The following is a 16,754-nucleotide window of genomic DNA, read 5'->3' on the forward strand; positions in this document are numbered from 1 at the left end:
TTCCGCTTATGGGGTTGGTTCTCTTTGTTAATCATCGGTTTTCTACCTTTAGCACGAGGTTCCAATCCTACCAATCCAAACTTATCCAGTTTTTTCCGCCAACCAAGGATCATGGCATCACTGGAAAGGTCAAAGCGTATGCGAGCCTCCCTTAAAGATAAGTTTTCTTCTCGAACTACCTGAAGTACATTCAACTTAAAGGATGAGCTAAAATTCCGTTTCCCTCTTCTTGGAAGCAAACCCAATGCCCCAAGATGTTTGTGTGCCAGAAGCCAATCTTCAATCAAAGAGGATGATATTCCGTATTCTTCAGCGATTGAGTTTGCGGAACGATGGTGTTCCATCATTTGTTTTAAGCAATCTAATTTGAATTCAAAACTGTGTTTCTTTTTCTTTATCATAAAAATGCCCCCAGAAAGTGTCTAACTTTTTGGGGGCATTGCAATTCGACGCTGTAGCCTTTTTTGTTTTAATACTTTGTGGTAAAGGTGGAAAGTACCTATTTCACGGTCCGTATATACACTCTATTTTCATAAAACCGTTCGTTTCTTTAAACCTTTTCCTCCGCTAACTCCTTATTAGTAAAGTTGTTTAACAATTAACGAATCGCCATTTTTCATTAATAAGCGGTGATTGTAAACGTTTAATTAAATCAGTCAGCAGATGGAAACGTTAATAGGTTTAAGCGAAATTTAAAGGATCTTTTATGTTAAGTACGCTAAGCCGACCAAAACTTCGTGTCTTTACCTGGCATATTCATGGTAGCTATCTGTTTTACCTGTCGCAGGGAAATTATGATCTTTACATTCCGGTTAAGGATGAAAAATCAACGGGTTATTATGGACGCGGGGAAACATTTCCATTTGGTGATAACGTTGTGGAGGTTCCTGCTGCTGAGGTTAAAAATATGGAGTTCGATTTGATCCTTTTTCAGACCGATGAGAATTATTTTGAAGACCAGTATGAAATTCTTTCGGAAAGTCAGCGTAAACTTCCCAGGGTTTACCTGGAACATGACCCACCATGGGGGCATCCTACCAATAGCCGCCATCCTTTAAATGATCCTGATGTTATCCTTGTTCACGTAACACATTTTAACCAACTCATGTGGGATAACCATCACCTCACCGCTCGTGTAATTATGCATGGTGTGACTATGCCAGCGCAAACCTATACTGGAACCTTGAACCGCGGCCTGGTGGTCATCAACAATTTGCCAACCAGAGGCCGCTTGCTCGGACTGGATATATTTAACGAAGTACGTAAGCATATTCCTTTAGACGTGGTTGGTATGGGGGCAGAAGAATATGGTATCGGCGAAGTGTTACATCCCAATTTGCCTGCATTTATGAGTCAGTACCGCTTTCTGTTTAACCCCATCCGCTATACAAGCTTAGGTTTAGCGGTTTGTGAAGCCATGGCACTGGGCATGCCTATTGTTGGCCTGGCGACTACGGAGATGGCTGTTGCTATAAAAGATGGGCACTCGGGATTTATTCACACCGACGTCGATTACCTTATTGAACGGATGAAATTCTTATTAGACGATCATTCTGCAGCAATGGCGATGAGCAAACACGCCAGAGAAATTGCACTGGAAAAGTTTAATATTAATCGGTTTACACAAGAATGGGAAGCCTTGTTCCAGCATGTGATCGATGGCGACTATGCTTCTGAATACACGAAAATATTGCCCTGACCGCTAAATCAAATGATGATGAAAAAGAAAATTGCAATGATCAGCGAACATGCCTCGCCACTAGCATCTTTAGGTGGGACAGATGCTGGCGGACAAAATGTGTATGTTGGGCAATTGGCCATTCAGCTTGCTCATCAAGAATATGATATTGATATCTATACCCGATGGGAAGATGCTAATTTACCCAGGGTGGTCAACTATCATCCAGGCGTTCGGGTTATCCATGTTCAGGCTGGACCAGTGAAATGGATTGCCAAGGAAGAACTTCTAGGATTGATGGAAGAGTTTAAACAAGATATGCTGGCATTTATCGCAAGTCAGCAACTGGAATATCAACTTATTCATGCTAATTTCTGGATGTCGGGCCTGGTGGCCATGCGGCTTAAAACACTGTTAAATATTCCATTTGTAATTACCTTTCACGCTCTCGGGCATATCCGGATGCGCTATCAAAAAGAACAAGATAAATTTCCTCCAGAGAGATTGGTTATTGAAGAGGCAATAGTTAGGGAGGCTGACCGTATCATCGCAGAATGTCCACAAGATTTTGAAGACCTGCTCCATGAATACCACGCTGATCCTGCAAAACTGGCGATTATTCCATGCGGCTTTAATCCAAATGAATTTTTCCCGGGGGATAAAAACATGGCTAAACTACGGCTAAACCTGCAGCAACAGGATGTTTTGATTTTACAACTGGGACGTATGGTACCACGTAAAGGAATTGACAACGTTATCCGAGCCCTGCCATTACTACATACGCCCGGTAAAAAGGTGAAGCTGATGGTTGTAGGAGGTGAGGCTGGAGAACCACATGATGAATTATGCCGTTTAAAAACGCTAGTAAGCCAGTTGGGACTGGAGGAACAGGTTATTTTTTACGGCCGTCAGGACAGGGCAGTGCTCCAAAATTTTTATGCTGCTGCAGATGTCTTTATCACTACCCCCTGGTATGAGCCTTTTGGTATTACCCCATTAGAGGCTATGGCCTGTGGTACACCCGTGATCGGATCCAATGTAGGTGGCATAAAACATACCGTTGTTGATGGAAAAACAGGGTTTTTAGTGCCCCCAAAACAGCCGGCACTGCTTGCTGACCGTATTTCACTGCTGGTAAATAACCAACGTCTGGTAGTACACATGAGTAAACTGGCCTTAGAACATGTTCATCAACATTTTACTTGGGAAAAGGTAGCGGCAAAGATGCTGGATTTATACCAGGGTTTGATTGTCAAAGAGGAGGACAGCCAACGCGAAGCAGAACTGCAGGTGATCAACCAGGCCTTCGAAGATGCTGCTGCCACTTTTAACAGGTCTGCTGCTAGCTTGAGTAATCAGGTATGTGAAGCTGCGGCAATGATGAGTAAAGCCCTGCAGGATGGCGGCAAGATTTTGGTTTGCGGCAATGGTGGGAGTGCTGCTGAAAGTCAGCATTTCTCTGCAGAATTACTCGGCAGGTTTGAAATACCTTACCGAAAGGCACTACCAGTTATTGCTTTAACATCCGACAATGCGTTGCTAACGGCTTGGGCAAATGATTTCGGCTTTGAAGAGATTTTTGCCCGTCAGGTTCAGGCTTATGGAAATGAAGGTGATGTTTTATTATGTTTAAGCACCAGTGGCCAATCACCTAATATTATCAAAGCACTCCATACAGCACGAAAACAAGGTATGTTTTGCATCAACATGCTGGGAAAAGATGGAGGCGAGGCTGCAGGCCTGGGTCATGTGAATTTAATTGTTCCTTCTCCTAGTACCCAACGTATTCAGGAAGTTCATTTGCACCTGGTTCATCTGCTTTGCGGCTTGATTGAGAAAAGGATGTTTGGCGAACAACCAGTACAGAAACCAGCTGCCAGCGAAAGTTTTCCATTTAAAGTAATTATTAACAACAAAGTTCAACAGCACTATGGCAGTTAGAAAAGCCATATTTCTGGATAAAGATGGGACTTTGATCCCTGATCGGCCCTATAACGTTGACCCCGATAAAATTTCATTGTCGGCCAATACCATCGATGGTTTAATTGCCCTGCAAGAAGAAGGTTTTATGTTGTTGATCATATCGAACCAATCGGGTATTGCCAGAGGTTTTTTTGATCATGATGACTTGTTACACGTGGAGCATAAAATTAGAAGCTTATTACAAGCTAAGGGTTTGAGTTTAGCTGGTTTTTATTATTGTCCTCATCATCCGGAAAGTGAAATCGCGGAATACAGGCAAGATTGCTCCTGCCGTAAACCTAAACCTGGACTTCTTTTAGAAGCAGGACTTGATCACCAGATTGACCTATCCCAATCCTGGATGATTGGTGATATTCTGCATGACATTGAAGCTGGGCATAGGGCAGGTTGCAGAGCCATATTGATTAACAACGGTAATGAAACTGTCTGGGAAATGAATGCAGCGCGTATACCTGATGCGTTGGTTGACAACATTGATGCGGCGGCCAAGTACATTTTAAACAAAATTAAAAGAACGGATGAAGATGAGAAAGGATTACCAGCAGCTCAGCGCTAGATTTAAGAACCACCAGGTATTGGTGATAGGCGATTTTATGTTGGATGCTTATTTTGAAGGCAGTTGTACCAGGGTTGCCCCCGAGGCACCTGTACCCGTTATTGATATACATCATAAACATTATTGCCTAGGAGGTGCCGCTAATGTGGCAGCTAATCTTTGCGCTATGGGTTGTGAAGTGATATTTTGCACCGTAATTGGGAGTGATGAGCATGGCGAAATGGGACGGCAATTGTTAATAAAAGCAGGTTTGCCTGATAGGCTAGTGATTTCAGATCTCCAACGAACGACCTTACTGAAAACCCGGATTTCTACGCCCCGACAAACATTGTTACGCTATGATGAAGGTACAATCACACCACTGACTGCAGATACAGAAACCATATACCTTGATCACATTAAATATGTATATGATCAGTGTGATGCTATTATCATCGCTGATTACGGGAAAGGCATCATCACCAGTGGCGTTATCAATTGTCTGGGAAACCTGAAAGCAGGAAAGCAAAAAATTATAGCTGTAGATTCGAAGCGGATTGAAGCTTTCTCAGGTTTAAAACCCGATCTGATCAAGCCAAATTATGAAGAAGCCATAAAACTTTTGGGTTTATCTTTTGAGGCTGATCATAGAAAAGCGCAGTTAAGGCCTTATGGCCAGGAATTGTTTCGTTTGGGGCAGGCGAAGGTTACGGCACTGACTCTTGATAGTGAGGGTTCCATGTTGTTTAACGGCGCTGATTGCGTTTACGAAAGTGTTGCACCTGCGGTGATGAGCCGGCAGCAGGTTAGTGGGGCTGGCGACACTTATATCAGTGCCGCTTTATTGGCCCTGCTCAGCGGTGCAACAATGGAACAGTTGGCAGAATTGGCAACCATGGCCGCCAGCATTGGGATAGAAAAAGAGCATACTTCGATATGCACGTTGTCAGAATTGCAGGAAGTTTACGGTGAGGCAGATAAATTTATGGTGTCCGCAACACTGGTGCGAGAGACTTTTAAAAAGTATAAAGCACAGGGAAAACGAATTGTATTTACGAACGGCTGTTTTGATATTCTGCACAGCGGACATGTAAGTTACCTCCATCAGGCTAAACAATTGGGTGATATTCTGGTGGTTGGCTTGAATAAGGATGAGAGCATCAGGCGATTAAAAGGAAATAACCGACCGGTTAATACCTTGCCAAACAGGACCGCTGTGCTTGCCGCTTTAGCCTGCGTAGATCATGTTATCCCTTTTGGGTCCGTAAAAGACGATACCCCTATTTCGCTCTTAAAAATGATACAGCCGGATGTATTTGTCAAAGGAGGAGATTATGAAAACAGGTTGCTTCCGGAAGCGGAAACCCTCCGCAAACTTGGGTGTGAAATAGCCTTTCTTCCTTATGTTTCAAATCAATCTACTACAGAGGTAATTAGCCGGATGGATGATCAGGCACGCCGGAAGTTATCCTTATTGAATTAATATGGAGGGGTGGAAGGCTTGTCGCAACATCCTTGTGGTAAGGGCAGATAACATGGGCGACGTATTGCTTTCCACGCCGGCAATCAGGGCGCTAAAAGAAACATTTTCCGCTAAAATTACTCTGCTAACATCAACGAAGGCGCAAGGGCTTAACACTTTATTGCCCGAAATAGATGAATTTTTGGTGGTGGATGTGCCATGGGTACAAAATGATGAAGCGCATGACCCGGGGGCTTACCTAAATTTATTGGTTAAGCTACGGGAGCGGACCTTTGATGGCTGTGTTATTTTCACCGTGTACAGTCAGAATCCTATGCCCGCCATTTTGCTAGCTTATCTATCGGCCATTCCACTGTGTCTGGCATATTGCCGCGAAAATCCTTATCACCTGCTAAGCCATTGGATTCCAGATCCTGAACCTTACCAATTAATTAAACACCAGGTGACAAGAGATTTAGACCTTGTGGCCGCCATTTCTGCATACACAACGGATGAGCGGCTGAAGATTAAGCTGCAACCTGGCCTCTTTGAACAAGTACAAATGAAAATGAAGCAAACTGGGGTTGCCATTACAGCAAAGAACTATTATGTGTTACATCCCGGCGTAAGCGAAGAAAAAAGGAAATATCCCAAGGAACGGTGGATCGCCTTGGCAAGAAAGTTAAGTGCGCAAGAATCGCTGCCCGTCCTTCTTAGTGGCAATAAGTCGGAAGCAGGGTTGGTCTGGGCTATTGCCGAAGCTACGGGGTGTACACCCATTGCCGGACTGCTGGCACTAGATGAATTTGCAGCTTTGCTTGAAAATGCAAAAGCGGCAGTTTCTGTAAATACCGGCACTGTACACCTGGCTAGTGCAGTGCAAACACCAGTAGTGGTTTTATATGCGCAGACCAATCCACAGCATATTCCCTGGTTAGTGGATCATAAGGTATTGCCATACGGTGTACCTGCCCATTTAAAAAGCAGGAATGAAGTGCTGCGGTGGGTTGATCAACAGCTTTATTCGGCAGCGGCTCCTTTTCCCGAGCCTGATGAAATACTTTTAGCATTGAAAACTATAACCGGAAAAACAACGCAGTAACCTCTTTTAACACGGCATGATAATCTGTAGTTTTCGTCCAGTCGATGGTGGCATGTAGGTTTTTGTCAAGAGGAGCCCAACGTTCTGTTTCCCCATCCATGCTGATGATCACACTTTGAGTGGCCAGCGCTGATGCCAGATGAGAGACACCGGTACAATTAGCAATTAAAGCATAAGCATGATCGATTAAAACGGCTACTGAACCGATGGTGGTTTTGCCAGCGGCAACGATGGGTGGATATTTCATGAGTTTAATCACTTCATTAATGATTGGAATTTCATCTTTAGTGCCTGTAATAACCACCTGATAACCAGATTTCTGGCAATAGTCGCCCAACGACGCAAAATAAAGTGAGGGCCATTGTCGCCAGTTACCCCTCGACCCGGGATGGATAACTATATAGCGTCCATTATTTACTGGTAATTTAAGTTGATGAAAATCATCTTCATCTTGTTTGGTTGTTGGAAATTCCAGGTCTGTACCTGTTGAAGGTATACCCAGAAAAGCCATGAGCTCCAGGTGTCTGTTAATTTCGTGTCCATGGTTTGGGTAAGGCATGAAAAATAAACCAGGGTTTAATGGCTGAGGAGTTGGAGAAAATCCTGCGACATACCGTGCACCGAAAGTTTGGAGTAATTGGTTAACAATGGTGCCGTTTCCTTGCATTTGCAACACCATATCAAATTGATGTGCTTGTACACGTTTTAAGAAAGTATCAAATAATGTTTGGTTAAAGTTCTGTTCTGGTAAACCCGGGTAACCTGGAAAGGCGATGAAATCATCAAAATAATTAGGAAAACGTGGTATTAATTCTTTTGCCCAGGGTAACCCGATTAAGGTAATATGTACCGAAGGATGTGCTTTACGTAAAGACCGGATAGCTGGAATAGCGCATAACATATCCCCCAATTGTAGGGCTCGGAAAATTGCGATTGTTTTTACTGTTGAATCTATCATATTATATAAAGACTATGCGATATTTTACAGATCCATATACCCGCCAGAAAATGGAAAGAAAAGGGATGAAAAAAGAGGTGATGATCATTTCTGTAACCTGACTAAAAGATTTATGCCGGTTTTGCAGCCGTAAGCCAATGAATTGACCAACAAGCAGTGTAAATAACAATGCATTGATGACAGCTAAGTATTGATGTTGCTGTATGATGCACCACAGGAGTAAACTTAAAAAAAGCAGCATGAAGTAATATCGGCCAATGGAAGAGTGTATTTTCTGGCGGTATAAATCTGGATATTTTTTGAAAAGCAGCGCATCGTACAAGCCTTTTTTTTGTTCTTTTAGGCTGATGCCCCATGGAACTGCCCTTACGGGATGTATAACCAGGGCCTGATCTACTTTCACAATTTCTACCAGGTTACGGATGAATTTAAATTGAAGATCACTGTCTTCACGCCAGGCCATCTTAAACCTTTCATCAAACCCACCAACTCGTAGTAAAGCAGCTCGTGTGCAGGCACAATTGGCTGTAATAAATTCTGCCTGCGTTAAGTGCGCAAGGTTAATGGCAAAGTCGGTTTTCTTTGCTGGTAAAGGAACGCGGGTTTGTCCGGTGTAAGCGATAAATGTTTGACCCTGTTCAGCATGCAGGAAGGCAGCAAGCCAATGAGGCGAGGGAACGCAATCGTCGTCTGTAAAGGCAATAATGCGCGATTTTGCCTGTTTCCAGCCATGATTCCGTGCTGCTGCCGGGCCTCCTTTTTCGATCTGCAGGAAGTTAAGGTGGAGGTTTACAGAAGTCAACCAGTTTTCGATAATATTTTTTGTAATTAAATCAGGGCCATCGCTCACCACGATGACCTTATAATCATTTTTATTGATCGATTGTGCTTCAAGTGCTTGCAAACACCTAATCAATAGCCTGGGTCTTTTGTAAGTAGGAATGATCACTGTGATTTTTTCGATCATGATATTTTTCAATTAAAAAAGAACCCATAACCAGGGCATCAAAAGGTGAACTCCAAAAACAAGCGATGGCATCACGGGGACTGCATACGATGGGTTGACCCAGGGTATTAAAAGAAGTATTGACTAAAACAGGAACTCCGGTTTTCTCTTTAAAAGCTTTTAACAGCTTATAATAAGCAGGATGTTGAGTTTCGTTGATGGTTTGAATGCGTGCCGTGCCATCCACATGAGTGACGGCGGGAATTTGTCCGGCTTTGTGTTCAGAAACATCATAAATAAAAAGCATAAATGGAGAACTTTGGGCGTGATTAAACCATTCAGCGGCATCCTCTTCCAATACAACGGGAGCCACGGGACGGAAATCTTCGCGATCTTTCACTTCATTTAAGCGGCTTTGCATTTCCATATCAATCGGGGAGGCAAGGATAGAACGGCTTCCCAATGCCCGGGGCCCAAACTCCATGCGGCCCTGGAACCATCCAACAATCTTATTTTCTGATAAAAGCTGTGCCGTTTCCACAGCAATGTCAGCCATTTTGTGATAGGGTACTTTGGCCCAGTTAAGAAATTTTTCAATCTCCTGGTCTGTAAATTCAGGCCCCCAGTAGGCATGGTTCATGGTGAATGATCTGGCAGCATGTTTACGTTCTTTAGTATCCACCCAAAGGGCAGCACCCAAGGCAGTTCCTGAATCACCGGCAGCTGGTTGTACCCAAATGTTCTTAAATCGACTGCGGTCCCGAATACGGCCGTTTAACACGCAGTTAAGTGCTACACCACCAGCGAGGCACAAATTATCTTCTCGTGTGGTTTCCTGAAGCCAGTTGCATATTTCTACAACACTTTCTTCCAGAACCACTTGCAGCGAATGGGCAAGGTTAAAATGGTGGCTGGTAAAGGCGTCATCTCTGTTGCGTGCAGGGCCAAACCATTCTTCAAAAGGCTCTTGTTTGATGCTATACTGCCCATGGTTGCCTAGTTGGATAATTTCTCTGAAGTCATTTACAAACGCTGGTTTTCCATAAGAAGCAAGTGACATGACTTTGTATTCATCTGATGAATGCAGAAAACCTAAATAGGTGGTTAGTTTCTCATAGAGAAGTCCGAATGAATGAGGCAGGTTAACCTGACCTAATCTATCGAGCGTAGTACCATGACCAACATTATAGGTAGTAGTGGCAATTTCACCCCTGCCATCTAAAGTAATTACTGCTGCATCCGGATACGGTGAAGGAAGGAAAGCACTGGCTGCATGCGCAATATGATGTTCTACAAAATGCCACTGCCAGTCATTTTCTGTAGTTCCTTTAAATCTGTTTTGCAAATGGTGAGGGTAGCCATCTACCAATTGCGCAGGCGCATTCAGGATGGAGGATAGAAAAAGGTTATCCCATGAATTATCTACAACCTGATTCTCTAGTGAAGGATAAAATGGAATCTTAATCGAAGTAGCATTCACCTGCGATTTAGGTATCACTAAGTAAGGGTTAAAGGAATAGGCAATATGGTCAACATCTTTCAGGTGTATGCCAGCAACCTGCAGACAATAGTCAATGGCATGGAAAGGTAGTTCGTAAGTGGAAAAAGGAACCGGACGTTTTCCATGTTTGATATGTGTGAATCTTTCGTCCTCTACAGCAGCCAGAAGCTGGCCATCTTTAATAATGCATGCGGAAGAATCATGAAAAACCGCGTTAATTCCAAGTGTATACATTTAAAGTGATTTTTGATGGGCATGTGATAGTTAAACGAACCACATATACAATTGATTTGGAAAGTTTAAAATCAGGTATTATCACTGTATATTGAGTATTTCTACTCATTTAATTTTGATTTAACGCATACAAAATGAGTAGTTTATGTGAAAAACAATGTTAGCTATTGGCTTGTTGAAAAAGCAGTAATCATCAATTGTCACTGATTGTTACTATAGACCATATAGCGTAAACAAAATGAAAAATAATATGTCTTCACCACCTCGCCACCTCCTTTGTTTTTCCCATTTAAGATGGGATTTTGTATTTCAAAGACCACAACACCTACTATCCAGATTTGCTAAAGACATGCAGGTCTACTTTTTTGAAGAGCCCATATTCGACACCGTGGGTGATGCATACCTGGATATTTCTAGCAGAGCAAAGCAGCTGGACATAGTCGTACCCCATCTTCCACAGGGTTTAGACGGAAAAACCATTAATCAGATACTTGTGCAATTATTAGATGATTTTCTTGGTGCCGGAGTTCTTGACGATTGGACTTTTTGGTATTACACGCCAATGGCATTAGCTTTTACTGAAAAATATAAGCCGAGAATGGTTATTTACGATTGTATGGACGAGCTTTCTGCTTTTGATTTTGCACCTCCGGAGCTCATCGGGCTTGAGAAAAAACTCATGGCTAAAGCAGATTTAGTTTTTACTGGGGGTTATTCTCTTTATGAAGCTAAAAAGCAACAACATGCCAATATCTATCCATTTCCAAGCAGCATAGAAAAAGAACATTTTGCTAAAGCGAGATCTTGTCAGGTGGCTCCAGCTGATCAAGCCGATATCGCGGGCATCAAGTTGGGGTTTTTCGGTGTTATTGATGAACGTTTTGATATTGAACTCATCAGGGATATTGCAATACGGCGCCCGGACTGGCAGATAATACTCATTGGACCAGTGGTCAAAATTGCAGAAGATGTGTTACCTAGAAACAAAAATATACACTATCTGGGGCAGAAAAGTTATCAGGAACTTCCCGATTATTTATCAGGATGGGATGTGGCATTGATTCCTTTTCAACTTAATGAGTCAACGCGGTTTATTAGTCCGACCAAAACGCCAGAATATCTGGCCGCCGGGGTTCCTGTGGTATCCACACCTATTAGGGATGTGGTGAAGCCGTATGGAATTAGAAAATTAGTTCATATCGGTGAAAATGCTGGGGAATTTATCGAAGCCATAACATCCGAATTGTCGCATACGGGACGTAAAAAATGGTTAAAAAGTGTAGATAATTTTTTATACACCATATCCTGGGATGACACTTATAAGAGAATGAACAGACACATTCAGAATCAAATTAATGATCATAGTATTTCCATAGCAAGTTAAATATATGTACGACTATCTAATTGTTGGCGCCGGATTTGCCGGTAGTGTGTTAGCAGAGCGCCTCGCTAACCAATCGAATAAAAAAGTCCTGATCATTGACAAGCGTAACCACATTGCTGGAAATGCTTATGACCATTACGATGATCACGGGATTTTGGTTCATAAATACGGACCGCATATTTTCCATACCAATAGTAAAGAAGTATTTAACTATTTGTCAAGGTTTACGGAGTGGCGTAATTATCAGCATCGTGTATTGGCTAATGTTGACGGACAACTATTACCGATTCCAATAAACCTGAATACCATCAATAAACTGTATGGTTTAAACCTGAATAGCACTGAGGTGAAGGAGTTTTTTGAATCAAAAGCAGAAAAGAAAAATGAAGTATTGACTTCTGAAGATGTGGTGGTATCAGTGGTGGGAAGAGAATTATATGAAAAGTTTTTCCGTGGATATACCAGAAAACAATGGGCACTTGACCCCTCAGAACTTCATGCATCAGTCACTGCAAGAGTGCCTACAAGAACCAATCTTGATGATCGATACTTTACGGATACTTTTCAGGCCATGCCGCAACATGGCTATACACGAATGTTTGAGAAAATGTTAAACCATCCAAATATTCATGTGATGCTCAATACTGATTACCGTGATGTGGTGGGCGACCTTGTCTTTAAAGAACTGATTTTTACCGGTCCTATAGATGAATTTTTCGACTACAAATACGGGAAACTGCCTTACCGCTCGATTGATTTTAAGTTTGAAACACTGGATCAGGAGGTATTTCAGGAAACCGGAACCATTAATTATCCAAACGATTATGCCTTTACCCGGATTACGGAATTTAAACACCTTACCGGGCAAAAACATCATAAAACCTCGCTGGTGTATGAGTTTCCAACAGCAGTAGGAGATCCGTATTATCCAATTCCAAAGGCCGAAAACCAAGCTATTTATCAAAAATACCATAACCTAGCCTCAAAGATGAAAGCAACTCATTTTGTGGGCAGGCTGGCCACTTATAAATATTATAACATGGACCAGGTGGTTGCCCAGGCCTTGACTGTTTATAAAAAAATAATCAATCAAGAGATCCTGGTTAATTAAAGTCTACAGTTTAGCATAAATGTACAGACATGGAGTTATGGGGTGGAATTGAATGTACCATAAACAGGGTTGGTGATCAATATTTTAACCAGCTGCACTATCAGGGGCATTATGATCGAAAAAACGATCTGGTATTGCTGGACGATTTAGGCATTAAAAAGTTAAGGTACCCGATATTATGGGAGTACCACCAACTACAGCAGCACCAACCGCCACAGTGGGGGGTGATCGAAGCAAATTTACTGGAGCTGAAAGCACGGAACATAGAGGTGATTGCCGGATTGGTTCATCATGGCAGTGGGCCGTCATTTGTTAACCTGCAAGAGGTTAATTTTGCTGAGGGTTTAGCAGCCTTTGCGGCGGAGGTTGCGAGGCGCTTCCCATGGATAACTTATTATACGCCTATTAATGAGCCACTTACTACAGCGCGGTTCTGTGGTTTATATGGCCTGTGGCATCCGCATGAAAGTAATGATGTTTCGTTTCTACGTATTCTCTATCAGGAGTGTAAGGCGACGATCATGGCAATGGAAGCCATTAGAAAAGTGAACCCCAATGCCAGATTGATCCATACCGAAGATCTGGGGAAGGTACATAGCACAAAGAACCTAAAATACCAGGCTGATTTTGAAAATGAAAGGCGTTGGTTAGGTATAGACTTATTATGTGGTCGCCTAACGCCTGTGCATCCCTTATGGCGCTATTGCATGGACAACGGATTGACAGCAATGGAGCTTCAGTTTTTTATTGATCATGCCATGCCACCAGACATTCTTGGTTTTAACTATTATGTTACTTCCGAGCGTTACCTGGATGAAAGATTAGAACAATATCCTGTATCTAGTCATGGTGGCAATAGCAGACAGGCTTATGCGGATGTAGAAGCAGTACGGACAGGCGATATCACTTTGGATGGCTTGCCAAATTTATTGCGTGAGGCCTGGAATAGGTTCCACTTACCACTAGCTGTAACAGAAGCACATTTATATTGTGGCCGCGAAGATCAGTTACGTTGGATTAAATCAAGCTGGGACGCCGTAAAAAAACTTAAATCTGAGGGTATAGCTATTCAGGCATTTACCATTTGGTCTATTTTTGGCGCCTATGGTTGGGACCGGTTGTTAACACAGGCACATGGTAATTATGAGAGCGGTGTGTATGATATTCGCTCCCTGGAACCCAGACCTACAGCACTTAAAAATCTGGTTAAAAGTTTAGCCGCTGGAGAGGATTTTAAACATCCCTTAATGCAGGGAAAAGGTTGGTGGGAACGGCAAGGTCGGCTGCTATATCCGCAAGCTATAAATTTTTCGGTATTGCAGCCGCAAGTTACTTCACCTGTACTCATTATTGGCGCTACAGGTACCTTAGGTAAAGCATTTTCCAAAATTTGTGTGCAGCGAAATATCTTTCATATCTCCTTAACCAGAGCTGAATTAAACCTTGTTAATCCAACTCAAATTGCGGAAACGATTGAAATGTATAAACCCTGGGCGATAATTAATGCCGCTGGTTTCGTTAGGGTCGATGATGCTGAGATTGAGTTTGAAGACTGCTTTCTAAGTAATACAGAAGGGCCGGTTAAACTGGCAAAAGCCTGTCGTCAATACGGAATTAAGTTTTTGACCTTTTCATCAGATCTGGTATTTGATGGGGAGAAAAAGGAAGCTTATGTAGAGAACGACCCTGTGAATCCTTTAAATGTTTATGGCGCAAGCAAGGCTATTGCCGAACAGGAAGTCCTGGCAAATGATCCCCATGCATTGGTCATCAGAACAAGTGCTTTCTTTAGTCCCTGGGACAATTATAATTTCGTATCTCATATACTTGATTTTCTGGGTAAAGGCGAGCAGGTCAAAGTAGCTTCCGACGTCTATGTTTCACCAACTTATGTGCCTGATCTGGTTAATGCTAGTTTAGATCTATTAATTGATGATGAGAAAGGCATCTGGCATCTGGTAAACGATGGAACGGTAAGTTGGTCCGATTTAGCGAAGGACGTCGCATTCCGTGCAAATTATAATGCTTCTTTATTGCAGCCCATCCCTATTGCTGAATTAGGCTATCCAGCGATGCGGCCAAACTTTAGCGCATTAACCAGCAGGCATGGCTTGATTTTACCCACCTTAGACCATGCTTTAAGTCGTTTTTTTTCTGAAAAATATGCATCCTGATACTTATGACATTAAAAGATCCAGTCTTAAAAATATTAAATAAAGTATACGAACCTTCCACAATGGTCGAAACCACATTCGGGCGCTATGACTTATCCTTTAAAACAGATGCTGAAGGCAGACCCATACTTTTATTTATGGGTCAAAAAGATGAAAAGGGAAATGTCAAAGGAGAACGTTATGCCCGTCGTTTAAAAGTTTCAACCGATGGCCAAGTCATCAAAGACCATTGGGAACATAAAGGGAAAGCCACATAAGCTTTAGTATAAATACCTGATATGATTAATTTATAAACAAAAAATAGTATTGTACTGTCATACAGTTAGTTAATTCATCTATAATTAAAATTAAATAAAATGGACGCAACGGAAAATTCAAAACACAAAGAAGGGCCGATAGCCAGAAACATTGAGGAACAAACGGCCAAAATACCTTCAGATTTATTTTTATGGGCAGCTTTAGCCTCTATGGGTGTATCCTTAACGCTAAAGTGTCTGGGAAAGAAACATAATGCCTTATTTGTTGGCCAGTGGGCGGCACCCTTTCTACTTTTAGGCGTTTACAATAAAATTGTAAAAACTGAAGGGCACGATCAAGCAGAATAACTAGACCTTAAACTGTAACATTATGTTTTATCACGCTAAAGAATTACAATTTAATGCCAGGGTATCTCAACCAGACCCTCGGTTTGCACGCCTGTTGCTGGAGCAGTTTGGCGGTGCCAATGGCGAATTAAAGGCAGCCATGCAATATTTTACCCAAGCTTTTACCTGCAAACAACCCTTTCCTGATAAGTACGATATGCTGATGGATATTGCTACAGAGGAATTTAGCCACCTTGAAATTGTTGGTGCAACCATTCAGATGTTATTGACTGGAATAAACGGTGAGTTAAAAGATGCTTCTGAGCAAGACGATATTTCTACTTTGCTGGATGGTAAAGCTTCTAAAGAAAGTTACATCCATGAAGCGATGATTAATCCGCATTTTTTTGCCGTATCCGGTGGCGGTCCTACGGTAACAGATTCAAATGGGTATCCATGGTCTGGGCAATACGTAGATGCAAATGGAGATCCCACGGTAGACATGCGTTCAAACATGGCGGCAGAGTCACGTGCGAAAATTGTTTATGAATATTTGATGAAATACACTGACGATCCTTATGTGAAGGATACGTTAAGGTTCCTGATGACCAGGGAGGTAGCACATTATCAAATGTTTGAGGCTGCATTGGCCACTATTCAGCCAAACTTTCCTCCAGGCATTTTACAAAGTGATCCCCGTCACAGCAATACCTATTATAACCTGTCTAAAGGTCAGGAAGCTCGCGGTCCCTGGAATGAGGGAACCAGTTCTCAATTAGGTGAAGGATGGCAATATATTGCCGATCCATTATCCTTAGTCAAAGAAACCGATGGCTTAACGACCCTTGAAGCTAAAGGTACAGACCGTACCATGAATACGGTGGCTGATGCTGATGAAATGCTTGCTGCAGAACGCAGTGGGGAGATTAAAGCGGCTACACCTCCAGGTGCTAACCAGTGGAGCGAGTACGACAAATTATAATAATTCTCTTTCTATATTCCCTCTACAAATTGATATGTTTTGTCTGTTTGTTAATTTGAAAACAGGCAAAATATATCGTCTATTTTACCTTACTTTAGCGCAAACATCGTAGATTAAAGC

The 16,754-nt window shown here is 42.3% G+C and carries 15 protein-coding genes; 11 read left to right on the forward strand and 4 right to left on the reverse strand.

The annotated features are described in order from the left end of the window. Positions 1-347, reverse strand: a 347-nt coding sequence (locus IWX76_RS00005) for a helix-turn-helix domain-containing protein (protein WP_196857806.1), incomplete at its 3' end; no start/stop codon positions are given. A 359-nt stretch (positions 348-706) separates the two neighbouring features. Between IWX76_RS00005 and IWX76_RS00010 the strand changes: the two genes are divergently transcribed. The 5 genes from IWX76_RS00010 to IWX76_RS00030 are packed head-to-tail and all read left to right on the forward strand — an operon-like array spanning position 707 to position 6,760. After that, positions 707-1,699 carry a glycosyltransferase family 4 protein gene (locus IWX76_RS00010; protein WP_196857807.1) on the forward strand — a complete coding sequence of 331 codons (993 nt, stop codon included), beginning with the start codon at positions 707-709 and terminating at the stop codon, positions 1,697-1,699. Positions 1,700-1,711: 12 nt separating this feature from the next. Next, on the forward strand, positions 1,712-3,619 hold the full coding sequence (locus IWX76_RS00015) for a glycosyltransferase (RefSeq protein WP_196857808.1): 1,908 nt from the start codon (positions 1,712-1,714) through the stop codon (positions 3,617-3,619). Further along, positions 3,609-4,217, forward strand: coding sequence for a D-glycero-alpha-D-manno-heptose-1,7-bisphosphate 7-phosphatase (locus IWX76_RS00020; protein WP_196857809.1), 609 nt, complete (start codon positions 3,609-3,611; stop codon positions 4,215-4,217). Before IWX76_RS00015 ends, IWX76_RS00020 begins: the two co-directional genes overlap by 11 nt. Continuing rightward, complete coding sequence (gene rfaE2, locus IWX76_RS00025) at positions 4,180-5,679, forward strand: D-glycero-beta-D-manno-heptose 1-phosphate adenylyltransferase (RefSeq protein ID WP_196857810.1); 1,500 nt, start codon at positions 4,180-4,182, stop codon at positions 5,677-5,679. The genes IWX76_RS00020 and rfaE2 overlap by 38 nt, the downstream gene beginning before the upstream one ends. 1 nt (position 5,680) lies before the next feature. Further along, positions 5,681-6,760 (forward strand): glycosyltransferase family 9 protein, encoded by a 1,080-nt coding sequence (locus IWX76_RS00030; protein WP_196857811.1) that lies wholly within the window; start codon positions 5,681-5,683, stop codon positions 6,758-6,760. On the opposite strand, the gene IWX76_RS00035 is transcribed toward IWX76_RS00030, so the two are convergent. The 3 genes from IWX76_RS00035 to IWX76_RS00045 are packed head-to-tail and all read right to left on the reverse strand — an operon-like array spanning position 6,735 to position 10,399. After that, positions 6,735-7,718 carry a glycosyltransferase family 9 protein gene (locus IWX76_RS00035; RefSeq protein ID WP_334640803.1) on the reverse strand — a complete coding sequence of 328 codons (984 nt, stop codon included), beginning with the start codon at positions 7,716-7,718 and terminating at the stop codon, positions 6,735-6,737. The two genes, IWX76_RS00030 and IWX76_RS00035, sit on opposite strands and share 26 nt — an antisense overlap. Position 7,719: 1 nt before the next feature. Beyond that, positions 7,720-8,685: a glycosyltransferase family 2 protein gene (locus IWX76_RS00040; protein WP_334640806.1), complete on the reverse strand. Its 966-nt coding sequence runs from the start codon at positions 8,683-8,685 to the stop codon at positions 7,720-7,722. Continuing rightward, on the reverse strand, positions 8,627-10,399 hold the full coding sequence (locus IWX76_RS00045) for a carbamoyltransferase family protein (RefSeq protein WP_196857812.1): 1,773 nt from the start codon (positions 10,397-10,399) through the stop codon (positions 8,627-8,629). Before IWX76_RS00045 ends, IWX76_RS00040 begins: the two co-directional genes overlap by 59 nt. A 238-nt stretch (positions 10,400-10,637) precedes the next feature. On the opposite strand from IWX76_RS00045, the gene IWX76_RS00050 reads away from it, so the two are divergent. From IWX76_RS00050 to IWX76_RS00075, 6 genes are all read left to right on the forward strand, one after another. Further along, positions 10,638-11,783 carry a glycosyltransferase family 1 protein gene (locus IWX76_RS00050; RefSeq protein WP_196857813.1) on the forward strand — a complete coding sequence of 382 codons (1,146 nt, stop codon included), beginning with the start codon at positions 10,638-10,640 and terminating at the stop codon, positions 11,781-11,783. Positions 11,784-11,787: 4 nt separating this feature from the next. After that, positions 11,788-12,894, forward strand: a complete 1,107-nt coding sequence (glf, locus tag IWX76_RS00055; RefSeq protein ID WP_196857814.1) for a UDP-galactopyranose mutase — start codon at positions 11,788-11,790, stop codon at positions 12,892-12,894. 29 nt (positions 12,895-12,923) lie between these two features. Next, the gene (locus IWX76_RS00060) at positions 12,924-15,068 is read left to right on the forward strand and encodes a family 1 glycosylhydrolase (protein WP_196857815.1); all 2,145 of its coding nucleotides are present in this window, start codon (positions 12,924-12,926) and stop codon (positions 15,066-15,068) included. Between the two features lie 5 nt (positions 15,069-15,073). Beyond that, the gene (locus IWX76_RS00065) at positions 15,074-15,325 is read left to right on the forward strand and encodes a hypothetical protein (RefSeq protein WP_196857816.1); all 252 of its coding nucleotides are present in this window, start codon (positions 15,074-15,076) and stop codon (positions 15,323-15,325) included. Positions 15,326-15,424: 99 nt separating this feature from the next. Then, complete coding sequence (locus IWX76_RS00070; protein ID WP_196857817.1) at positions 15,425-15,673, forward strand: hypothetical protein; 249 nt, start codon at positions 15,425-15,427, stop codon at positions 15,671-15,673. 22 nt (positions 15,674-15,695) lie between these two features. Further along, the gene (locus tag IWX76_RS00075) at positions 15,696-16,634 is read left to right on the forward strand and encodes a manganese catalase family protein (RefSeq protein WP_196857818.1); all 939 of its coding nucleotides are present in this window, start codon (positions 15,696-15,698) and stop codon (positions 16,632-16,634) included. Positions 16,635-16,754 lie beyond the last annotated feature (120 nt).

The sequence above is a fragment of the Pedobacter sp. CAN_A7 genome (assembly GCF_015752175.1).
Lineage (GTDB): Bacteria > Bacteroidota > Bacteroidia > Sphingobacteriales > Sphingobacteriaceae > Pedobacter.

Excerpts from the sequence above, each read along its gene's own strand:
- IWX76_RS00060 (WP_196857815.1), top strand. The coding sequence starts at position 12,924 with ATGGAGTTATGGGGTGGAATTGAATGTACCATAAACAGGGTTGGTGAT.
- IWX76_RS00050 (WP_196857813.1), top strand. The coding sequence starts at position 10,638 with ATGAAAAATAATATGTCTTCACCACCTCGCCACCTCCTTTGTTTTTCC.
- IWX76_RS00040 (WP_334640806.1), bottom strand. The coding sequence starts at position 8,685 with ATGATCGAAAAAATCACAGTGATCATTCCTACTTACAAAAGACCCAGG.
- IWX76_RS00065 (WP_196857816.1), top strand. The coding sequence starts at position 15,074 with ATGACATTAAAAGATCCAGTCTTAAAAATATTAAATAAAGTATACGAA.
- IWX76_RS00010 (WP_196857807.1), top strand. The coding sequence starts at position 707 with ATGTTAAGTACGCTAAGCCGACCAAAACTTCGTGTCTTTACCTGGCAT.
- IWX76_RS00035 (WP_334640803.1), bottom strand. The coding sequence starts at position 7,718 with ATGATAGATTCAACAGTAAAAACAATCGCAATTTTCCGAGCCCTACAA.
- glf (WP_196857814.1), top strand. The coding sequence starts at position 11,788 with ATGTACGACTATCTAATTGTTGGCGCCGGATTTGCCGGTAGTGTGTTA.
- IWX76_RS00015 (WP_196857808.1), top strand. The coding sequence starts at position 1,712 with ATGATGATGAAAAAGAAAATTGCAATGATCAGCGAACATGCCTCGCCA.
- IWX76_RS00045 (WP_196857812.1), bottom strand. The coding sequence starts at position 10,399 with ATGTATACACTTGGAATTAACGCGGTTTTTCATGATTCTTCCGCATGC.
- IWX76_RS00020 (WP_196857809.1), top strand. The coding sequence starts at position 3,609 with ATGGCAGTTAGAAAAGCCATATTTCTGGATAAAGATGGGACTTTGATC.
- IWX76_RS00075 (WP_196857818.1), top strand. The coding sequence starts at position 15,696 with ATGTTTTATCACGCTAAAGAATTACAATTTAATGCCAGGGTATCTCAA.
- rfaE2 (WP_196857810.1), top strand. The coding sequence starts at position 4,180 with ATGAAGATGAGAAAGGATTACCAGCAGCTCAGCGCTAGATTTAAGAAC.
- IWX76_RS00030 (WP_196857811.1), top strand. The coding sequence starts at position 5,681 with ATGGAGGGGTGGAAGGCTTGTCGCAACATCCTTGTGGTAAGGGCAGAT.
- IWX76_RS00070 (WP_196857817.1), top strand. The coding sequence starts at position 15,425 with ATGGACGCAACGGAAAATTCAAAACACAAAGAAGGGCCGATAGCCAGA.